Raw genomic sequence first — 18901 nt, forward strand, 5'->3', positions numbered from 1 at the left:
CAAGCAGTCGCCCAGCCCCAAACCCGACACCACCGCACCCCAGCCCCCTGGCACCCCGAAGCCGCAGCCCACCGAGCCGGCGCCACCGCCGACAAGCCGCCGACAAGCAGTCGCCCAGCCCCAAACCCGACACCACCGCACCCCAGCCCCCTGGCACCCCGAAGCCGCAGCCCACCGAGCCGGCGCCACCGCCGACAAGTCGCGCGACCGCGCCGTCCGCTACCGCACCACGCCCGGCACCTCCCACCATTTCCGAATCCGCCGGCCGCCACACCACGCCGTCGACGAGCGGGCGCCCGGCCCGAACGCCGCCACCACAACACCTCCAGGCCCTCTGGCGTCCTCGAAGCCACCATCCATCGGGGCGGCACCAGCGCCGACGAGTCGCGCGACCGCGCCGTCCGCTACTGCACCACCCCCAGCACCTCCTATCACTCCGAATCCGCCGGCCGCCACGCTCACGCCGCCGACGAGCAGCCGCCCGGCCGCGTCGCCCCACCACCACGACGGCGCCCAGACTCTCCGGTGTCCCCGAAGCCACCGCATGCGATCGCTCCGGTCCGCTGCCCAGCGCCGACTCCCGGCCGTCCAGGCAGTCGCGACAACCACCCCCACCCCCCGACCGATGGTGCCCGCTACGGCATTGAGCGGGCGTGCACCGTCGGCCGCGTGCTCCGCTCATGCGCGGTGCGGTCCCGGGGGCAGGCCTTCTCCGTGCGTGGCTCGGGGTGGGGTCAGGGGGTTCGGGAGTCCCAGGTCCAGGGGAGGTTGAGGTTGTCGAAGCGGCCCAGGGCGTCTCGGTGGCGGGCGGAGATGATGATGCGGTCGGGGCCCAGGTGGGCGAGGAGGTCGTCGTCGCCGTAGTAGCGGGTGGCCGGGGACGGCCAGTGCCACAGCGGGTCGTCCAGTTCGCGGAGGCGGAGCTGGACCTGGCGGAGGCCGTCGGGGGCCGGGGACAGGCAGACGAGGCCGTGCAGCGGGGTGTACGTGGCCTCGTAGACGGCGGCGTACACGAGGAACCTCGACAGCGGCAGGCCGGTCGCGGTCGTGTCGTTCTCGAACACGGGCGGGTCGGTGGGGCCGGGGGCGTACGAGTACCAGTCGTCGGTGCCGGACCAGAAGCGGACCAGGCCGGCGGACTCCGTGAGGTCGGCGGGGGCGAGCATCACGTGGTCGCGGCTCAAGGGCAGGGAGTAGCGGGACGCGACGCGGTGCCAGTCGGCGAGCGCGGCGGGCAGGCCGGGCGGCAGGTCGAGGTCGCGGCGGGGGCGGTCGGGCAGGCCGTACCAGCGGGAGACGAAGCGGCCGAGGCTGTCGTCGGCGATCACGTCGAGCTCGTACACGCCACAAATCATGCCCTGTGACCCACCGTTGCCCGTTCGCGACCAAAAGCTCAACTTTCACGGTTACGAATATTCATGAAATCTTGTACTCTCCGGGCCGTGCTGGAACCAGACGACGACGTCAAGGCAGCCGATGAACTGACGGATGTGGATGCGACCCTCCGGGAGGAGAGCGTCCGGGAGCTCGCCGCGCAGTTCGAGGACGAGAAGCCCGGCCGGCGGCTCGGCGGGGCGGTCGAGGCCGGCGTCACGGTCGTCGCCGCCGCCACCGCCGCGCTCGTCCTGTGGCAGGTGTTCCGCCCGCTCGCGCAGGGTGGCCAGTTCTACCTCACGCTGTTCCTGGCGGGGGTCCTGCCGCTGGTGTTCGTGGTGTACCCGTCGGGGCTGAGGCTCCGCCGTACCGGAGCGAAAACCGCCACCGGAACAACCCCCGGGGACTGGGTCCTCGCCGTCGTGGCGCTCGTGGCGTGCGCCTATCCGCTGCTGCCGTTCGCCAGCGGCGGCTACAACGCGTTCATGGACCGGCAGGGGCAGCTCGACCCGGTCGACGTGGCGATGGGCACGGCGCTGCTGCTGCTGGTGGTGGAGGCGTGCCAGCGCACCACAGGATGGGTGCTGCCGGTCGTGTGCGCGGTGTTCCTCGCGTACGACTACTACGGCGGCTACCTGCCGCAGCACTGGTCGCTCGCCCACCTGGGGCTCGACTTCGACCAGATCGTCGACGCGCTCTACAACTCGCAGAGCGGCTTCTACGGCACCCCGCTGGACGTCGCCGCGTCGTACATCGTGCTCTTCACCATCTACGGCGCCGTCCTGGACGCGTCCGGGGCGGGCGCGTTCTTCGTGGAGCTGTCCGTGGCCGCGTTCCGCCGGTCGCGCTCGGCGGCGGGGCGCACCGCCGTCGCGTCGGGTTTCCTCCTCGGCACGGTGTCCGGGTCCGGCGCCGCCACCACGGTCAGCATCGGCGCCGTCACCTGGCCGATCCTGCGCCGCGCCGGCTACCCCGCGGACCGCGCCGGCGGCATGCTCGCGGCGGCCGGCGTGGGTGCGATCCTGTCCCCGCCGACGCTCGGCGCGGCCGCGTTCATCATCGCGGAGTACCTGGACGTGTCGTACCTGTCGGTGCTCGGCTGGGCGACGATCCCGACGCTGCTGTACTACCTGGGCATCCTCCTCGCTGTCGAGATCGACGCCCGGCGGTTCGGGGCGCGGCCGGTGCAGCTGCGGGTGCGGTCGCCGTGGGCGCTGCTGGGCCGGTTCGGGTACCACTTCGCGTCGCTGCTGGTGATCATCGTGCTGCTCGCGCTGGAGCAGCCCGCGACCCGCGCGGTGATCTACGCGACCGCGCTGGCCGCGCTGCTCTCCTTCCTCGACCGCCGGCACCGGCTCACCCCGCGCCGGCTGCTGCTCTCCCTCGCCGCGGGCGTCCGTGGTGTACTGCCGGTCGTCGCCGTCTGCGTCGCCGCGGGCATCATCACCGCCAGCACCACCAAGACCGGCCTCGGACCGCAGATGTCGAGCCTGATGGTCGACTGGGCGCAGTCGCTCGCGTCCGGGGACACCGCGGTGATCGCGCTGACGGCCGTGTTCGCCGCGGTCGCCCTGACGCTGCTGGGCCTGGCGGTGCCGGTGACCGCGTCCTTCATCATCGGCTGGGTCATCATCGGCCAGGCGCTGCTGGAGCTCGGGGTCGACGAACCGGCCACCGCGATGTTCATCTTCTACTTCGCGGTCCTGTCCGAGGCGACCCCGCCGACCGCGCTCGCGGCCGTGGCCGCCGCGGCCGTCACCGGCGGCAAGGTGTTCCCCACGATGTGGCAGACGCTGCGGTACGCGCTACCCGCCTACCTCGTCCCGATCGCCTTCGTCGTGACCCCCGCCGGTCGTTCGCTGCTCGGCTTCGGCGGCTTCACCGAGATCGGCTTCGCCCTGGTCGCCTAGGCGCTCGGCGTGTTCGCGCTGTCCGTGGCCGCCGGCGGCTACCTGCTCGGCATCGGCCCGGCGCCCGCCGTGGCCCGCGTCCTGACCGGGCTGGCCGCCCTGGCCCTGCTCTGGCTGTCCCTGTGGACCGTGCTCACCGGCGCCGCGCTCCTCCTGGCGGCGGTGCTGGTGACGTTGATTAGGAGGAACGCGCATGAAACCCCGGATCCTGCTCGTCCCACTGACCTTGATCGCGCTGGCCGGCTGCGGGGGCCGGCAGGACGCGAACACGAAGGCGACCGACACGGCGGCGGCGATCACGTGTGAGGTCACCGCCGACACCCGCATCTCCATCGCCACCGGCAACACCACCGGCGTCTACTACGTCGTCGGCAACGCCCTCGCCACCCAGGTCACCAAGGCCACCAACGACAAGGTCAAGGCGACCGCCGCCGAGACCAGCGCCTCCGTCGCCAACATCCAGGGCCTCGACAAGGGCACGTACCAGGTCGCGTTCTCCCTCTTCGACAGCGCCACCGACGCCGTGCAGGGCAAGGCCGCGTTCGACGGCAAGCCGGTGAAGATCGCCGCGCTCGGCCGCATCTACGACAACGCCACCCAGGTCGTCGTCCGCAAGGACGCCGGCATCACCTCCGTCGCCGGCATGAAGGGCAAGCGCATCTCGACCGGCTCCCCCAACTCCGGCACCGAGGTCGTCGCCAAGCGCATCCTCACCGCCGCCGGCCTCAACCCCGACACCGACATCCAGGCGCAGCGCCTCGACCTGGGCAAGACCACCGAGGCGATGAAGACCGGCGCGATCGACGCCTTCTTCTTCTCCGGCGGCCTGCCCACCGGCGGCGTCACCGACCTGTTCACCACCAGCGCCGACAAGGTCCAGCTGCTCGACCTCGGCAGCCTGCTGCCGGAGATGCAGAAGCTCGGCCCCGCCTATCAGGAAGGCACGATCACCGCCGCGACGTACAAGACCCCCGCCGACGTCAAGACCATCGTCGTGCCCAACGTCCTGCTCGTCCGCGAGGACATGGACGCCAACCTCGCCTGCGTCCTGACGAAGACCCTGGTCGAGAAGCGCGACGACCTCGTCCGCGCCAACGCCGCCGCCAAGGGCATCACCCTGGAAACCGTCCGCAAGACCGACCCCGTCCCCCTCCACCGCGGCGCCGTGGCCGCCCTGGACAAGGCCGGCGCCAAGTAACCCGCCCCTCGCACGGTCCGGGAGGCCTCGGTTCCCCGAGGCTCTTCCGGACCACGCGGCCTTCCCCGGAGCGGGGCGCACGACGCCGGCACGGACGCCCGCGGTGCCCGGCCGAGCGGGTGGAAACGCCCTCGACGGTCACCGGACCATGCGAGAGCGGCGCAGCAGACGGCGGCCAGGGGATGAGGGTTGTGGCGGGGCGTCAACGGGCAGCCGAGGTCAACAGGCGACCGCGTCAACGGCGGCAACGTCAACAGGCGGGCGCGTCAACAGGCGGCAGCGTCAACGGGCAGCGGCGTCAACGGCGGCGGCGTCAACGGCGGCGGCGTCAACGGCGGCCGCCTCAACAGGCAGCCGCCTCAACAGGCAGCCGCCTCAACAGGCAGCCGCCTCAACAGGCAGCCGCCTCAACAGGCAGCCGCCTCAACGCAAAGCCGCCTCAACAGGCGGCGGCGTCAACGGGCGGCGGCGCGGTGGTGGGCGATGATCGTGGACAGGGCGGTCTGAATCTCGCGGGCGGCCAGCTCGGCGCGGCGGAGGGACGCCAGGTCCTCGGCGTCCGCGGGGTAGAACGTCAGGCGGCCGTCCTCGTGCAGGGTCATCGGCACGTCGAGCCGGTCCAGGATCGCCGTGAGCAGCTCCTGGCCGTGGCACAGCGTCGCGGCGGACCGGCGCAGGGCATCGGCGGTCGCAGCGGCCGCGGTCGGTGCGCCGGCGGCCGCGGCGGCAGTAGCGCGGCGGGAGTCGTGCAGCCGCAGCGCCGCCTCGCGCATCGCCCGCCAGTCGCCGCGGACCCGCCACACATCGTCGACCGTGACCGCAGCAGCCGTCGCGCCGCCGCCAGCCGGAAGAGCCGTGACCGCCACCGCCGCACCTCCAACCGGAAGAGCCACCACAACCAGGCCACCGCCGACCGGAAGCCACCAGCTGGAGACCGCCGGAAGCCGGGCAGCGCCGTCATGACACCAACCGTAAAAGCCGCCCGGCACCCACTGGAAGCAAGATCTTCTTCCTGTGGACAACCCCGGCTACTCGGCCCGGTCCTGCATCTCCCACAGGTGGTCCAGGACGTGCCAGGCGTAGCGGCGGGTGGCGTAGCGGCTGGTCCAGCCGTTGTCGGTCAGCGGCGAGCCGTCGCTGGCGCGGCCCAGGACGGTGAGGATGTCCTCCCGGAGCGCGGCGATCGCCTCCGTGTCGGTGATCGCCGGCTGCGGATGCTTGATGCCGATCTTGCGTCCGTACCCGGCCTCGGCGCCGACGACGTGGTCGATCATCTTGTCGCGGTCCCGGCCGCCGCCGCGCGGGCCCTTGCGCAGCGAGGCGGGAGCGGTCGCGGAGAACGCCTCGAACGCCGCCCACGCGGCGGTGAGCAGCTTCTTCTGCCGGGTCGCGACGGCCCGGGAGACGGCGCGGCCGTCGGCGTCGGGGTGGGCGTCGGGGACGCCGAACTGGGTGGCGGAGGTCCCCGGGCACCGTTCGACGACCTTGAACGCCGGCGCGGCGGGGAACGAGTAGCCGGCCGCCGTGGCGATCGGCTCGTACCGCGCGCCGTACGCCGCAAGGGCCTCCAGCGCGTCGTCCTCGGTCTTCGCGAAGCGGCCCCAGCCCGGCCAGTCCAGGCAAGCCGCGAACACCTTCTTGTCGGTCACCTCGAGATACACGTCGGCCATGACTGTGACCTTAAGCCGCATTCCTCGGCGCCGCAGGGGTGCTTGCATACCATGGGTCACATGCCTGAGCTCGTGAGTTATCTTCGTGACGCACTTCTTGCCGGCGATGTCGAGACCACCCGGGCATCCAATCACGGCAACGCCGCGGCGTTCGCCGACGGACATGAGGGCTACCTGTTCGGCCTGCCGCCGCTGAAGACCTGGACCCTCGCCGAGGTGCTGGGCGTGATGGCCGAGCGGGTCGGCATCGACCCGGACCCGGAGCGGTCGACGGGCACGGACGTGATCGACCCGTACAAGACGGTGGCCGCGCTGGACAGGATGCGGGACCGGCTGCGGGAGGCGGCGCGGCGCAAGGAACGCGTCCTGGTGGCGTCCGGCCACCCGGCCGGGATCGTCGAGGTGCACCTGGCGGTCGTCGTCGCGCTGCGCGCCGCGGGGTGCGAGATCCTGACCCCGGCGGCGGGCGCCCCGTTCGCGAAGCCGGGCCGGTACGACGGCCGCGAGTTCCCCCTCGCCGTGCGGTACATCGGCGGCGTGGCCATGGGCGCGGAGCGGGGCATCGCGATGTGGCACACGCACTCCCCGGACGGCATGCGGGAGATGCTGGGCGAGCTGGAGCGCACCGGACAGCCCATGCCGGACCTGGTGTTCGCCGACCACGGGTTCGCCGGCGCGGCCGCCGCGGCGGGGCTCGACGTGGTGTCGTTCGCCGACAGCAACGACCCGGCGCTGTTCGTGGGCGAGGCCGAGGGCCGGGTCTCGGTGACGGTGCCGATCGACGACAACGTCCAGCCGCACCTGTACTGGCCAATCAGCGCATACCTGCTAGAAGGGATAGCCGCTTAGTGATATGACACGGGTGCTATGGGGCAATTTGGACGAGATTCTTGTGCGCCTCCCCTGCCGATGACAGCATCGGTCGCGGCCGATATTTATCGGTACCGATATAGGGGAGGCTCACGTGAGACTCACAAGGTCCAGACTCCGTAGCGCCGCGGTCATCGCCGCGGGCACCGCCCTCGTCGCAGGCTCGGTCCTCATGCCCTCACCGGCCCAGGCCGCGCCGCTCGGCAGCACCGACGCCCTCGTCTCGCAGCTCGGGCTCGCCACCGCCGGCTCCTACTGGGACGCCCAGCTCGGCAAGATGGTCGTCACCGTCACCGACGCCAACACCGCCAAGAGCGTCGAGGCGACCGGCGCCGTCGCCCGCAAGGTGAAGCACAGCGGCGTCGAACTGGCCCGCATCACCTCGACGCTCGACGCGAAGGTCGCCATCCCCGGCACCGCCTGGGCCGTCGACCCGGTCGCCAACCAGGTGGTCGTCTCCATCGACCCGACGGTGTCGCCCGAGCACGTCAAGACGATCGAGGCGACCGTCGCGTCGCTCGGCAGCGGCGCGAAAATCGAGCGGCTCCCCGGTGAGCTGCGGCCGACCATCTCCGGCGGCCAGGCGATCTACGCCGGCGGCTCCCGGTGCTCGCTCGGCTTCAACGTGGTCAGCGGCAGCACGTACTACTTCCTGACCGCGGGCCACTGCACCAACATCGGCGCGACCTGGACGACCAGCGGCGGCTCCGTCCTGGGCACCCGGGCCGGCACCAGCTTCCCCGGCAACGACTACGGCATCGTCCGGTACGCCGCGGGTGTCGCCCACCCCGGCAACGTGTCGCTGTACAACGGCTCGTTCCAGGACATCACGGCCGCGGGCAACGCGACCGTCGGCCAGTCGGTGCGCCGCAGCGGCTCCACCACCGGCGTGCGCAGCGGGTCCGTGACGCAGCTCAACGCGACCGTCACGTACTCGCAGGGCCAGGTCAGCGGCCTGATCCGCACCACGGTCTGCGCCGAGCCCGGTGACAGCGGCGGCTCGCTGTTCGCGGGTTCGATCGCGCTGGGTCTCACGTCCGGCGGCAGCGGCAACTGCAGCAGCGGCGGCGTCACGTACTTCCAGCCGGTCACCGAACCGCTGAGCGTGTACGGCGTCAGCGTGTACTAAAGCACCCCGGGAAAAGCCCTGTGCCGCCCTCCACCGGAGGGTGGCACAGTGGTGCGCATGCGGGTGGGCATCCTCGGGCCGTTGACGGTCGACGTCGGCGGGCAACCGGTCGACGTCGGCGGCGCCAGGCTCCGGACGCTGCTGATCCGGCTCGCCTGCGAGCCCGGCCGGCTCGTGTCCGTCGAGCAGATCGCGGTCGCGCTGTGGCCCGACGCCACCCCCACCGACCCCGCGAACGCCGTGCAGTCCCTGGTGTCGCGGCTGCGCAAGACCCTCGGCGGCGACCCGGCACTGGTGTCCGGCGCCGGCGGGTACAAGCTGGACCTCGCCCCCGACGACGTCGACGCCTACCGGTTCGAGCGGCTCGCCGCGGCCGGCAAGGCACAGCTGCGCGACGGCGACCCGGCCCGCGCCGCGGCGCTGCTCGCCGAGGCCCTCGACCTGTGGCGGGGCCCGCCGGCCGTCGACGACGCGCTCGCCGCCCGCTGGGAGGAGCTGCGGCTCGCCGCGATCGAGGACCACGTCGAGGCCGCCGGCCCGCGCGCGCCCGGGCTGGTGGCGCGGCTGCGGGAGCTCACCGCCGCCCACCCGCTGCGGGAGCGGCTCGCCGCCCACCTGGTCGAGGCGCTGCACGCCGAGGGCCGCCGCGCGGAGGCCCTCGCCGCGTTCGAGGAGTGCCGGCACCACCTCGCCGAGGAGCTCGGCGTCGACCCGTCGCCCCGGCTGCGCCGGGCGCACCTGCGGGCCCTCACCGACCGCCCCGCCGGCAACCTGCGCACCCCGTTGACCAGCTTCGTCGGCCGCGACGACGACGTCGACCGGCTCGGCACCCAGATCCTCGACCGCCGGCTCGTCACGCTGGTCGGGCCCGGCGGCGCCGGCAAGACCCGGCTGGCGACGACGGTCGCCGCCCACGACCCGCACGCCGCGTGGCTGGTCGAGCTCGCCCCCGTCGCCGAGGCCGCCGACGTGCCCGCCGCGGTCCTGCGCGCCCTGGACACCGGCGGGCAGCTCGAGCCGCCGCAGGTCGCCCGCCGCCTCGACGTCCCCGGCCGGATCGCGGAGCTGCTCGCGCCCACCGACGCGCTGCTCGTCCTCGACAACTGCGAGCACGTCGTGGCGGCCGCCGCCGCGCTCACCGAGGACCTGCTCGGCCGCTGCCCGAAGCTGCGCGTCCTGGCGACCAGCCGCGAGCCGCTCGGCATCCTCGGCGAGTCGCTGTTCCCGGTCGGGCCCCTCACCGCGGACGCGGCGGTGCGGCTGCTGCGGGACCGTGCCGAGGCCGTGCGGCCCGGGTTCGAGGTGACGCCGGCCGCGGCGGAGATCTGCCGCCGGCTCGACGGGCTGCCCCTCGCGATCGAGCTCGCCGCCGCCCGGCTGCGGTCGTTCACCGCCGAGCAGCTCGCCGCCCGCCTCGACGACCGGTTCCGGCTGCTGACCGGCGGCAGCCGCACCGCGCTGCCGCGGCACCGGACCCTGCACGCGGTCGTGGCCTGGAGCTGGGACCTCCTGGAGGAGCCGGAGCGCGAGTTCAGCGCCGCCATCGCGGTGTTCCCCGGCACGTTCGACGCCGAGGCGGCAGCGGCGGCGGCAGGTGTACCGGACGCCGAGCCGCACCTGGACGCCCTGGTCGACCGTTCGCTGCTGCAGGTCCTCAACGACGGCACTGCGGGCGACACCGTCCGGTACCGGATGCTGGAGACGATCAGGGAGTTCGCGCTCGACGAGCTGGCCCGGGCCGGCCGGGGCGGACAGGTCAGGTCGGCGCACGCCGCCCACTTCCTCGCGCTCGCCGAGCGGGCCGAGCCGCACCTGCGGACCGCGGCGCAGGTCGACTGGCTGGCCCGGCTCCGCCCGGAGCGGGCGAACCTGCACGCGGCCGTCACCCACGTCTGCGACAGCGGCGACGCCGTCACCGCGTTCCGGCTCGGGGCGGCGTGCGCCTGGTTCTGGACGTTCGAGGACAACCACGCGGAGGCCGCGGCCCTGCTCGGCCGGATCCTCGCCGTCCCGGGCGACGTCCCGCTGGACGCGCGCACCGTCGTCTTCGCCGTGTACGTCATCAACAGCGGCTTCGCCGGGGACTTCCAGTACGCCGAAGGACTCCTCGACGACCTCATCGCCCTCGCCGCGCGGGTGCCGCCGGGCACCGGCCACCCGTTCGTGTCCCTCGTCGAACCGGTCGTGATGATGTTCCGCGACGACAGCGGTAACGGCGAGGCCGCGATCCAGCGCCGCCTCGCCGCGCCGGTCGAGCCGTGGTCGCGGGGCATGCTGCTGTCGATCCTCGGCCACCTGCGGGAGAACGACGGCGACATCGCCGGCATGCTCACCGCGCAGGAGGCGGCGGCGGTCGCGTTCCGGGAGGTCGGCGAGCGGTGGGGGCTGTCGATGACGCTCGCGTCGATCGCCGACGCGCGGGCCCGCCGCGGCGACCACCCGACCGCCGCGGCGCTGTTCGCCGAGTCGATCGAGCTGCATCACCAGCTCGGCGTGCACACCAGCGAGGCGTACCAGCGGATCCGGCTCGCCGCGCTGCGCCGCCACATCGACGGCCCCGCCGCGGCCCGCGCCGAGCTGCTCCGCTTCACCGAGGACCCGGTGGTGCTGCCCCGCGACGCGTCCCACGCGCTGCTGGAGCTCGGCCACCTGGCCCGCCACGACGGGGACCTCGACGAGGCGGAGCGCTGCTACACGGCCGCGTGGCGCAAGCAGGAGCACTCGCCGCTGGTCGCGCCGCAGTACCAGGCGATCCTGCTGATCGGGCGGGCGCGGCTCGACCTGGCGCGCGGGGACCTGCCGGCGGCCCGCGAACGGCTGTCGGAGGCGCTTTCGCTGGCCGTACCGGCGAGAGACATGCCAGTCGTGGCACAGGTCGCGATCGGATGCTCGGCGCTCGCCGCCGCCGCGGGGCTGCCGGTGACCGCCGCCGAGCTGCTCGGGGTGGCCCGCACGCTCGGCGGGGGCGACGACCTGTCCAACGCGGACCTGCCGCTGCAGGCGGCGGCGCTGCGCGAGGCCCTCGGCGACGCCGCGTTCGACGACGCCGTGCGCCGCGGCGCGGAGATGGACCGCGCCGCGGCGATGTCGCTGATCTCGGACCCCGCGCCGGCGGCTCAGGCCTTGCGGCGGTAGGCGCGGACGGCGAGCGGCGCGAAGACCGCCAGGATGCCCACCGACCACAGCAGGGTCTTGACCACGGCGTCGAGCACCGGGCCGCCGACCATCAGCCCGCGGGCCGCCTGCATCGCGTCGGCGACCGGGTTGACCTTCACCCACGCCTGCAGCCAGCCGGGGAGCGTGTTCGTCGGCACGAGCACGTTGGTGCCGAAGGTCAGCGGGAACATGATCACGAAGCCGAGGCCCTGGACCGCGCCGGGCTCCCTGACCAGCATGCCGAGCAGCACGAACATCCAGCTGAAGCTGAACGCCATGAACATCACCAGCAGGCACCCGGCCAGGACGGCCAGGGCGTTGGTCCCGAAGCGGAAGCCCAGGGCGTACCCGAAGCCGAGCATCACCACGATCGACACCACGAACCGGATCATGTCGCCGAGCACGCCGCCGATGAGGGGCGCGGACCGCCCGATCGGCAGGCTGCGGAACCGGTCGAACACGCCGGTCTTGATGTCGGTGTTGAGGCTGACGCCGGTCGGCGCCGACGCGAAGAGCACGTTCTGCACCAGCAGCGCCGGCAGCAGGAACTGCAGGTAGTCGTGCCGGGAGCCGGCGATCGCGCCGCCCAGCAGGTACACGAACAGGACGATGAAGATGATCGGCTGGAGCGTCACGTCCAGCAGCTGCTCAGGGGTGCGCATCGTCTTGATGAGGCTGCGCCGCGCCATCACCAGGCTGTGCCTGACCAGGCCGAACGGCCGTCCCGGCACCGCCGCCGTGAGCGTGGTCATGCCGCCACCTCCTGCTTCCTGTCCGTGCCGCGGGTGAGCGTGAAGAAGACCTCGTCGAGGCTCGGCAGGTGCAGAGACAGCTCGATGACGTCGATGCCGGCCTCCTCCAGCCGGCGGACCACGGTGCCGAGCGCCTTGGCGTCGTCGACCGGCACCGACAGCACGCCGCGCCCCCGCGACTCGACCCGGCCCTTCGAGATCGCCCCGAGGACCGCCTCGACCGTGTCGAGGTGCGCCGGGTCGGCCGGGCGGACGCTGATCGTCTGGCCGCCGACGATGTGCTTGAGCTGCGCCGGCGTGCCGTGCGCGATGACCTTGCCGTGGTCGATCACGGAGATCTCGTCGGCGAGCGCGTCGGCCTCCTCCAGGTACTGCGTGGTCAGCAGCACCGTGGTGCCCTCCCGCACCTGCGCCCGGACCATGTTCCACACGTCCTCGCGCTTCGCCGGGTCGAGGCCGGTGGTCGGCTCGTCCAGGTAGACGATCGCCGGCCGGCCCACCAGGCTCGCGGCCAGGTCGAGCCGGCGCCGCATGCCGCCGGAGTACGTCTTGACCGGCCGGTCGGCGGCCTCGCTGAGGTCGAACTCGGCGAGCAGGTGCGCCGCGCGGCTCTTCGCGTCGCGCCGGCGCAGGTCCAGCAGCTGGCCGATGAGGACCAGGTTCTCGGTCCCGGTCAGGTCCTCGTCGACGGACGCGAACTGCCCGGTCAGCCCGCTGATGCGGCGGACCTCGGCGGGGCGCTTGACGACGTCGTGCCCGCCGACGACCGCGGTGCCCGCGTCGGGGCGCAGCAGCGTGGCGAGGATGCGCACGGCGGTGGTCTTGCCGGCGCCGTTGGGTCCGAGGACCCCGAGCACGGTGCCCGGCTCGGCGGCGAGGTCCACGCCCGCGAGGGCGGTGGTGCTGCCGAAGCGCTTGACCAGGCCGGTGGCCTGGAAAGCGAAGGTCATGGTGGTGTTCCCCCTTTGGTGTGTCCTCCGTCAGGGTGCCTGACGCCGCTGTCATTTCGCGCACATCCGCCTGTCCCGTCGCGCACGGCGATCAGGTGTGGTACTAATTCCTACTAAGTAGATGCGAATACTGGAGAATCTGCGATGACAGTCTCGACCCGGACGGACCTGCTCTCCGTCGCACGCTGGCACGCCGAAGATCCGGCGTCCTGGCCGTTCGAACCCCGCTTCAACCCCCGCCAGCGCTGGTACGGCAAGCTGTACGCCGCCGACGACCACGAGGTGTGGCTGCTCACCTGGCTGCCCGGACAGGCCACCGACCTGCACGACCACGGCGGGTCGTCCGGCGCGTTCACCGTCGTGTCCGGCGAGGTCGTCGAGCAGACGGTGCGGGACGGGTCGCTGCTCAACACCACGATGTCCGCCGGGTCCGGGCGGCGCTTCGGCGCGCACCACGTGCACCGGGTCGTCAACGCCGGGACGCGCCCCGCGATCACCGTCCACGCGTACAGCCCGGCGCTCACGGTGATGACCCGCTACCGGTTGCACGAGGGGCGGCTTAGTGTGGAGGCCATCCAACAGGCGGGGGCGGACTGGTGAGCGGGCGTTCCATCGACGAGATCCTGGCGTCCGCCCGGTCGCGGCTGACCCGCGTGACGCCGGCCGAGGTGCCCGGGGACGCGGTCCTCGTCGACATCCGCCCGGCCGCGCAGCGGGCGCTCGAAGGGGAGATCCCCGGCGCGCTGATCGTCGAGCGCAACGTGCTGGAGTGGCGCTTCGACCCCCGCAGCGACGCGCGGCTGCCCGTCGCCGACCGGTTCGACCTGCCCGTCGTCGTCTTCTGCTCCGAGGGCTACACGTCCTCGCTCGCCGCGGCCTCGCTGCAGGACCTGGGCCTGCACCGGGCGACCGACCTCGCCGGCGGCTTCCAGGCGTGGAAGCGTGCTGGGCTGCCGGTGTCCGGCGGGCCGGTGTCAGACTAGGGGCGTGAAGCTCAAGCTGGACCTCCACGACATCTTCAACCGCAGCGGCGACATCGAACGCGCGTTGAAGGGGATCATCGACGAGGCGGTGGCCAAGCGGGCCACCCTCGTCGAGATCATCCCCGGGAAGGGGTCGGGGGCGCTGAAGAAGCGGGTCCTGCGCTTCCTCGACCAGCGCGAGATCAAGGCGCTGTACCACCGGGTGGAGAAGGACTCCGACAACTTCGGCCGGCTCTTCGTCCACTTCCGGTGGAACGAGTCCTCGGGTCGCGGCCGCCGCTAGACCCGTATGTCCAGTGCGACCACGTTCGTCCCGTCCGGGCGGGTGCTCTCGCCGTACCGGACCTGCGCGGTGCCCTCGACGCCGAGGCCGTAGCTGACGTAGCCCTCGTAGTCGCCGACCTGCTCGTAGCCCCGCAGGCGGCGGTAGCCGACGTCGCGCGGGCCGGTGCCGGCCTCGCTGCGGGCCGGGGTGAAGACGATGCTCAGCTTCGTGGTGCCGGGCAGGGTGACGGGGTCTCCGGAGCCGTCCCGCACCACCTGGCGCACGATCTGGAAGCTGTACGAGGGAAGCGGGCCTCTGAACGCGAACGTGATCCGCTCGTAGCCGTCGGCGGCGTGGTCACCGGCGCGCACCTCGACCAGGACCGGCACCGGGGGGACGGCCGGGTTGTGCGGGACGGTGACCTTCGTGGTCGGCTCGGCCCAATTTCCTGTCGGGCGGGGCTGTGGCGTCGCGGCCGGGGTGGGGGTTGGGCGCTCCGTTGCGCTGGCGGTCGCGGCATTTGTGGGGCTTTTGTGCGCTTCTGTACCGGTTGCTTCCGGGGTACAGGCGGCGAGCAGGACGATCAGTGCGAGGGACGGCAGGCGTGTCATGGCACATCGACGCGCGTGCGGGTGGTTCGGTTGTCCTCTCAGAACGCATCCACCGCGTCCGCGAGGGAGCAGACCGCCACCAGGCGCAGGACGGTCCAGTCGGCGTCCTGCCAGTCGATGGTCTCCGGGGTCGGCAGCGGACGGCCGTGCCGCTGGTGGACGGCGATGACGCTCCGGGCGTACCCGGCGAGGGAGATCGAGTCGACGGCCTTCCCGGCGGCGGTGATGCTCTGCCGGACCGCGGCGGCGTGCTGGTCGACCTTCGCCAGCAGGAACGGCTGCGCCAGGGCCGCCACCAGGCCGTCGACGCCGACCATCGCCATGACCTGGTCGAGGTGGAAGCGGGCGTCGAGCTCGGCGGTGGCGAGGTAGCTCGCGTCGAAGGCGGTCGGGGCGGCGGGGGTGAGTTCGTTGTTCATGGACGATGACGCTAGGCAGTCCGGAGGGCTTCCGGGCCCCCAACAACCATCCGGCACCCGTTCATGACCCACCGCACTCCGTTCGGGTCGCCGCAGACGGTTTTTTGTCGGTGGGGGCGTGCAGAATGTGCTCACCCCACAGGAGGCACACCTTGTCCGACCGAAGCTTCGCCGCACCGCCGCGGCGACCCCTCACGGCCGCGGCGGCCCTCGCGGTCCTGGCCCTGCTCGCCGTCCTCGGCATCGCCGACGTCCAGCCGCCGGCGCCCCGGTCCGCCTCCGCACCCGCCGGTGACTTCTCCGCCGCCCGCGCGTTCACCCACGTCGAGCGGATCGGCCAGGAGGTGCACGTCACCGGCAGCCCCGCCGCCGACCGGGTCCGCGAGCACATCGTCGCGACCCTCACCGGCTATGGGCTGCGCCCCGAGGTCCAGGACACCGTGGGGGTCAACGCCGGCAAGTTCGGCGACGGCGGCATGGCCCGCGTGCGCAACGTCGTCGCGGTCCTGCCCGGCTCCGCCTCCACCGGCCAGGTCGTCCTCATGGCGCACTACGACTCCGTCCAGGTCAGCTTCGGCGCCAACGACGACGGCGCGGGCAGCAGCACCCTGCTCGAGGTCGCCCGGGCCATGACGACCGGCGCCCCGCCGCGCAACGACGTCGTGTTCCTGTTCACCGACGCCGAGGAGGCCTGCCTGTGCGGCGCCGAGGCGTTCGTCAGCCGGCACCCCCTCGGCCAGAAGCCGTCCGTCGTGCTCAACTTCGAGGCCCGCGGCAGCAGCGGCCCCGCCGTCATGTTCCAGACCTCCGTGGGCAACGCCGATCTCATCGACGTCTATGCCCGCACCCCGCACCCGGTCGGCACCAGCCTCGCCGTCGAGGTCTACCGGCTGCTGTCCAACGACACCGACTTCACCCCGTTCCTGGGGCAGTCGCGGTTCACCGGCCTCAACACGGCGTACATCGACGGCTCCAGCGTCTACCACAGCCCGTTCGACCGGCCCTCGACGATGAACCGGGCCAGCCTCCAGCACCATGGCGACAACGCGCTCGCCCTCGCCCGCACCCTCGGCGCCGCCGACCTCCCGCCGCTGCTGCGCCCCGCCGCCGGCGACGCGGTGTACTTCCCGTTCGCGGGCCTGCTGGTGCGCTACCCGGCCGCGCTCACCTGGCCGATCGCCGTCCTCGCCCTGCTCGCCGTCGCCGCCCTGGTGTTCCTGGCCCGCCGCCGCGGCCTCACCTCGGTCCCCCGCAGCCTCGCCGGCCTCGGCCTCGCCCTCGTGCCGCTCATCGCGGTCGCGGTCGCCGCCCAGCTGCTGTGGACGCTGCTGGTCGCGCTGCGCCCCGGCTATGGCGAGCTGCTCGACCCGGCCCGGCCCACCTGGTTCCGCTTCGGCGTCGTCGCGCTCACCGCCGCCGTCCTGCTCGGCTGGTATGCGCTGAGCCGCCGCCGGCTGGGCCCCGTCCCGCTGTTCACCGGCGCCCTCGGCCTGCTCGCCGTGCTCGGCCTGGTCTTCGCCGCGGCGATCCCCGGCGGCTCCTACCTGGTGGCGCTGCCCGCCCTGTTCGGCGCCCTCGCGGGCATCGCCGCGCTGTACGTGCCGCGCCCCTGGCTCGCCACCGCCGTCCTCACCGCCGGCGCGGGCGTCGCCGTGCTGATCCTCGCCCCGACCGTCGCCCTCTTCTTCCCCGCCCTGGGCCTCGCGACCGGCGCCGCCCCCGGGCTCTTCGCCGCCCTGCTCGGCCTCGCCGCCCTGCCCGCCCTGGAGCCCCTCTTCCGCCCCGCAGACGCCGACCGGCACCGCCTTCTCGGCGCCACCCCCGCGCTCGCGGCGCTCGTGGTCGCGCTCGTCTGCACCACGACCGGCATGGTCGCCGACCGGTTCGACGCCACGCACCCCGAGCCGACCCACCTCATGTACGCCCTGGACCGCGACACCGGCACCGCCCAGTGGGTCAGCCTGGAGCAGTCCCCGGGCGCCTGGACCTCGCGGTATGTCCGCGACCACCGCTCCCTCGACGAGCTCTTCCCGGTCCTGCCCGCCGGCGAGCTGTCCACCGGCCCGGCGGAGGCCGCCCCGCTGCCCGCCCCCACCGCCACCGTCCTGTCCGACACGACCACCGGCGACCGCCGCACCGTCACCTTCCGCCTCGCCTCCCAGCGCCCTGTCCGCTTCGTCTCCTTCTACGCCGAGCCGGGCTCCCACCGCGTCCAGCAGGCCACGGTCGCCGGCCGCGACGCCGTCCCGTACCTCCCCGACCAGAACCGCTTCGGCGTCGTCTTCCACGGCCCACCCACCGACGGCATCGAGGTCACCCTCGTCCTGCAGGGCCCCGGCCCCCTGAAGCTCCGCCTGGTCGACGGCAGCGACGGCCTCGACACCCTGCCCGGCTTCACCCCCCGCCCCCCAACCGTCGGCATCTTCGGCAGCCACTCCAGCGAACTCACCGCCGTCGCCACCACCACCACAATCTGACCCACCCACCGTGGCCGCCCTTCTTTTCTTGGGGGCGGCCCCACCTCCCATCAACCGCACCGTCGTCGCTACGACGATCTGACCTCCACCGCCGGCGGGGCCGTCCTGGAGCCCCCACCACAAACACCGCCCGTCCCTGCCCCGCGGAGTCCGCCCCTCCTTCCCCACAAGGCCCTGCTCCCCTGAGCCTGCTCTGCTCAATGGCAGGCTTCGACCCTGCCCCGCCTTCACCCAGCCCGCCCGCGACCGGCACCACTCCGGCAAGGGCGGTAACGCCACGGCCCAACCCACCGCTTTGGGGCCCATCCGCTCCCCTGACGCGCCCCACGATCGACGCCCTCAACGCCTTGCCCGGCCCCACCCGCCACTTCGTCCTGGCATCGTTCGGCAGCCACCACGACCTGACCCTCGACACCGCCACGAACTCCGCCCCGCCCCTCCCTGCCCAACAGGCGCCCAGCTCCCCTGAAACTCCGCCTGCTCGATGGCAGCGACGAGGCATCGACACCCGGCCGGCTCCACCCAGTCCACCCACCGCCGGCACCTTCGACAGCCACCCCAACAACAGGCGGCCCTCGCCGGCCACTCCCCACAGCCCCCAGCAACCGCCCTCCCCTGGGGCGACCACCACCCCGCCGGCATCGTCAACAGCCACTCCAGCAAGGACGGCGACACCACCACAGTCCAACTCACCGCCATGCAGCCCCACCCGGTCCCGCAGAGCCCGCCCCGCGATCAACGACAGCAACGTCCTGCCTACCCGCCACTTCCGCCCGGCATCTTCGGCAACCACTCCAGTCAGCGCGCCGGCCCCCTGAAACTCCGCTCTGCTCGATGGCAGCGACGAGGCCTCGACACCCTGCCGACTTCACTCAGCCCGCCCACCGCCGGCACCTATTGCAACCGCTCCAACGAACAACCAGCCACCGCCACTACGGCCCAACCCAACGGCCGCTTCCCCTCAGCCGCCCGTTCCCTCCGGCCCCGCCAGCTACCACCTGCATCGTCGACAGCCACTCGAGCCGGTGCGCCGCCGTATCCACCACGATCTGATCTCCGCCGCCACGAACTCCGCCCGCACCTCCCTGCCCGGCTTCACCCGGCCCGCCCGCTGCCGGCACCGTCGACAACCACTCC

Annotated in this window: 17 protein-coding genes; 10 read left to right on the forward strand and 7 right to left on the reverse strand. The window is 73.0% G+C overall.

What is annotated here, in order from left to right; all coding sequences use genetic code 11:
* Positions 1 to 734 precede the first annotated feature (734 nt).
* Positions 735 to 1343 carry a hypothetical protein gene (locus AB0J72_RS08980; protein ID WP_363396486.1) on the reverse strand — a complete coding sequence of 203 codons (609 nt, stop codon included), beginning with the start codon at positions 1341 to 1343 and terminating at the stop codon, positions 735 to 737.
* Positions 1344 to 1442: 99 nt separating this feature from the next.
* Here AB0J72_RS08980 and AB0J72_RS08985 point away from each other — a divergent pair, with 99 nt between their 5' ends.
* The 3 genes from AB0J72_RS08985 to AB0J72_RS08995 are packed head-to-tail and all read left to right on the forward strand — an operon-like array spanning position 1443 to position 4482.
* Positions 1443 to 3284, forward strand: coding sequence for a TRAP transporter fused permease subunit (locus AB0J72_RS08985; RefSeq protein WP_363396489.1), 1842 nt, complete (start codon positions 1443 to 1445; stop codon positions 3282 to 3284).
* A 9-nt stretch (positions 3285 to 3293) separates the two neighbouring features.
* Positions 3294 to 3590, forward strand: a complete 297-nt coding sequence (locus AB0J72_RS08990) for a hypothetical protein (RefSeq protein WP_363396492.1) — start codon at positions 3294 to 3296, stop codon at positions 3588 to 3590.
* The gene (locus tag AB0J72_RS08995; protein WP_363396495.1) at positions 3478 to 4482 is read left to right on the forward strand and encodes a TAXI family TRAP transporter solute-binding subunit; all 1005 of its coding nucleotides are present in this window, start codon (positions 3478 to 3480) and stop codon (positions 4480 to 4482) included. The genes AB0J72_RS08990 and AB0J72_RS08995 overlap by 113 nt, the downstream gene beginning before the upstream one ends.
* Positions 4483 to 4937: 455 nt before the next feature.
* On the opposite strand, the gene AB0J72_RS09000 is transcribed toward AB0J72_RS08995, so the two are convergent.
* Together AB0J72_RS09000 and AB0J72_RS09005 are read right to left on the reverse strand one after the other, a co-directional pair.
* Positions 4938 to 5348 (reverse strand): hypothetical protein, encoded by a 411-nt coding sequence (locus AB0J72_RS09000; protein ID WP_363396498.1) that lies wholly within the window; start codon positions 5346 to 5348, stop codon positions 4938 to 4940.
* Positions 5349 to 5510: 162 nt separating this feature from the next.
* Positions 5511 to 6152: a hypothetical protein gene (locus AB0J72_RS09005; RefSeq protein ID WP_363396501.1), complete on the reverse strand. Its 642-nt coding sequence runs from the start codon at positions 6150 to 6152 to the stop codon at positions 5511 to 5513.
* A gap of 60 nt (positions 6153 to 6212) precedes the next feature.
* On the opposite strand from AB0J72_RS09005, the gene AB0J72_RS09010 reads away from it, so the two are divergent.
* The 3 genes from AB0J72_RS09010 to AB0J72_RS09020 all read left to right on the forward strand — a co-directional run bounded on the left by AB0J72_RS09010 (position 6213) and on the right by AB0J72_RS09020 (position 11286).
* Complete coding sequence (locus AB0J72_RS09010; protein ID WP_363396504.1) at positions 6213 to 7001, forward strand: phosphatase; 789 nt, start codon at positions 6213 to 6215, stop codon at positions 6999 to 7001.
* A gap of 115 nt (positions 7002 to 7116) precedes the next feature.
* Positions 7117 to 8151: a S1 family peptidase gene (locus tag AB0J72_RS09015; RefSeq protein ID WP_363396507.1), complete on the forward strand. Its 1035-nt coding sequence runs from the start codon at positions 7117 to 7119 to the stop codon at positions 8149 to 8151.
* A gap of 57 nt (positions 8152 to 8208) precedes the next feature.
* Positions 8209 to 11286, forward strand: coding sequence for a BTAD domain-containing putative transcriptional regulator (locus AB0J72_RS09020; protein WP_363396510.1), 3078 nt, complete (start codon positions 8209 to 8211; stop codon positions 11284 to 11286).
* Here AB0J72_RS09020 and AB0J72_RS09025 read toward each other — a convergent pair.
* Positions 11268 to 12059, reverse strand: a complete 792-nt coding sequence (locus tag AB0J72_RS09025) for an ABC transporter permease (protein ID WP_344506118.1) — start codon at positions 12057 to 12059, stop codon at positions 11268 to 11270. The genes AB0J72_RS09020 and AB0J72_RS09025 overlap by 19 nt on opposite strands.
* Positions 12056 to 13009, reverse strand: a complete 954-nt coding sequence (locus AB0J72_RS09030) for an ATP-binding cassette domain-containing protein (protein WP_344506117.1) — start codon at positions 13007 to 13009, stop codon at positions 12056 to 12058. Before AB0J72_RS09030 ends, AB0J72_RS09025 begins: the two co-directional genes overlap by 4 nt.
* A 144-nt stretch (positions 13010 to 13153) precedes the next feature.
* Between AB0J72_RS09030 and AB0J72_RS09035 the strand changes: the two genes are divergently transcribed.
* From AB0J72_RS09035 to AB0J72_RS09045, 3 genes are read left to right on the forward strand one after another with little or no spacing between them, the layout of a single operon-like run.
* Complete coding sequence (locus AB0J72_RS09035) at positions 13154 to 13609, forward strand: cysteine dioxygenase family protein (protein WP_363396514.1); 456 nt, start codon at positions 13154 to 13156, stop codon at positions 13607 to 13609.
* Positions 13606 to 13992, forward strand: coding sequence for a rhodanese-like domain-containing protein (locus AB0J72_RS09040; protein WP_363396517.1), 387 nt, complete (start codon positions 13606 to 13608; stop codon positions 13990 to 13992). Before AB0J72_RS09035 ends, AB0J72_RS09040 begins: the two co-directional genes overlap by 4 nt.
* Before the next feature lie 4 nt (positions 13993 to 13996).
* Positions 13997 to 14275, forward strand: coding sequence for a Smr/MutS family protein (locus AB0J72_RS09045; RefSeq protein WP_363396520.1), 279 nt, complete (start codon positions 13997 to 13999; stop codon positions 14273 to 14275).
* Here AB0J72_RS09045 and AB0J72_RS09050 read toward each other — a convergent pair.
* Both AB0J72_RS09050 and AB0J72_RS09055 read right to left on the reverse strand, forming a co-directional pair.
* The gene (locus AB0J72_RS09050) at positions 14272 to 14868 is read right to left on the reverse strand and encodes a hypothetical protein (protein ID WP_363396523.1); all 597 of its coding nucleotides are present in this window, start codon (positions 14866 to 14868) and stop codon (positions 14272 to 14274) included. The two genes, AB0J72_RS09045 and AB0J72_RS09050, sit on opposite strands and share 4 nt — an antisense overlap.
* A gap of 38 nt (positions 14869 to 14906) precedes the next feature.
* Positions 14907 to 15287: a DUF6401 family natural product biosynthesis protein gene (locus AB0J72_RS09055; RefSeq protein WP_344506112.1), complete on the reverse strand. Its 381-nt coding sequence runs from the start codon at positions 15285 to 15287 to the stop codon at positions 14907 to 14909.
* 152 nt (positions 15288 to 15439) lie between these two features.
* Between AB0J72_RS09055 and AB0J72_RS09060 the strand changes: the two genes are divergently transcribed.
* On the forward strand, positions 15440 to 17764 hold the full coding sequence (locus AB0J72_RS09060) for a M28 family peptidase (RefSeq protein ID WP_363396528.1): 2325 nt from the start codon (positions 15440 to 15442) through the stop codon (positions 17762 to 17764).
* Positions 17765 to 18901: the final 1137 nt, after the last annotated feature.

The sequence above is a fragment of the Dactylosporangium sp. NPDC049742 genome, assembly GCF_040674675.1.
GTDB lineage: Bacteria > Actinomycetota > Actinomycetes > Mycobacteriales > Micromonosporaceae > Dactylosporangium > Dactylosporangium maewongense.

What these genes read in the sequence shown, in the direction of transcription:
- AB0J72_RS08995 (WP_363396495.1), top strand. Translation starts at nt 3,478, where the DNA reads ATGAAACCCCGGATCCTGCTCGTCCCACTGACCTTGATCGCGCTGGCC.
- AB0J72_RS09005 (WP_363396501.1), bottom strand. Translation starts at nt 6,152, where the DNA reads ATGGCCGACGTGTATCTCGAGGTGACCGACAAGAAGGTGTTCGCGGCT.
- AB0J72_RS09010 (WP_363396504.1), top strand. Translation starts at nt 6,213, where the DNA reads ATGCCTGAGCTCGTGAGTTATCTTCGTGACGCACTTCTTGCCGGCGAT.
- AB0J72_RS09020 (WP_363396510.1), top strand. Translation starts at nt 8,209, where the DNA reads ATGCGGGTGGGCATCCTCGGGCCGTTGACGGTCGACGTCGGCGGGCAA.
- AB0J72_RS09025 (WP_344506118.1), bottom strand. Translation starts at nt 12,059, where the DNA reads ATGACCACGCTCACGGCGGCGGTGCCGGGACGGCCGTTCGGCCTGGTC.
- AB0J72_RS09030 (WP_344506117.1), bottom strand. Translation starts at nt 13,009, where the DNA reads ATGACCTTCGCTTTCCAGGCCACCGGCCTGGTCAAGCGCTTCGGCAGC.
- AB0J72_RS09035 (WP_363396514.1), top strand. Translation starts at nt 13,154, where the DNA reads ATGACAGTCTCGACCCGGACGGACCTGCTCTCCGTCGCACGCTGGCAC.
- AB0J72_RS09050 (WP_363396523.1), bottom strand. Translation starts at nt 14,868, where the DNA reads ATGACACGCCTGCCGTCCCTCGCACTGATCGTCCTGCTCGCCGCCTGT.
- AB0J72_RS09055 (WP_344506112.1), bottom strand. Translation starts at nt 15,287, where the DNA reads ATGAACAACGAACTCACCCCCGCCGCCCCGACCGCCTTCGACGCGAGC.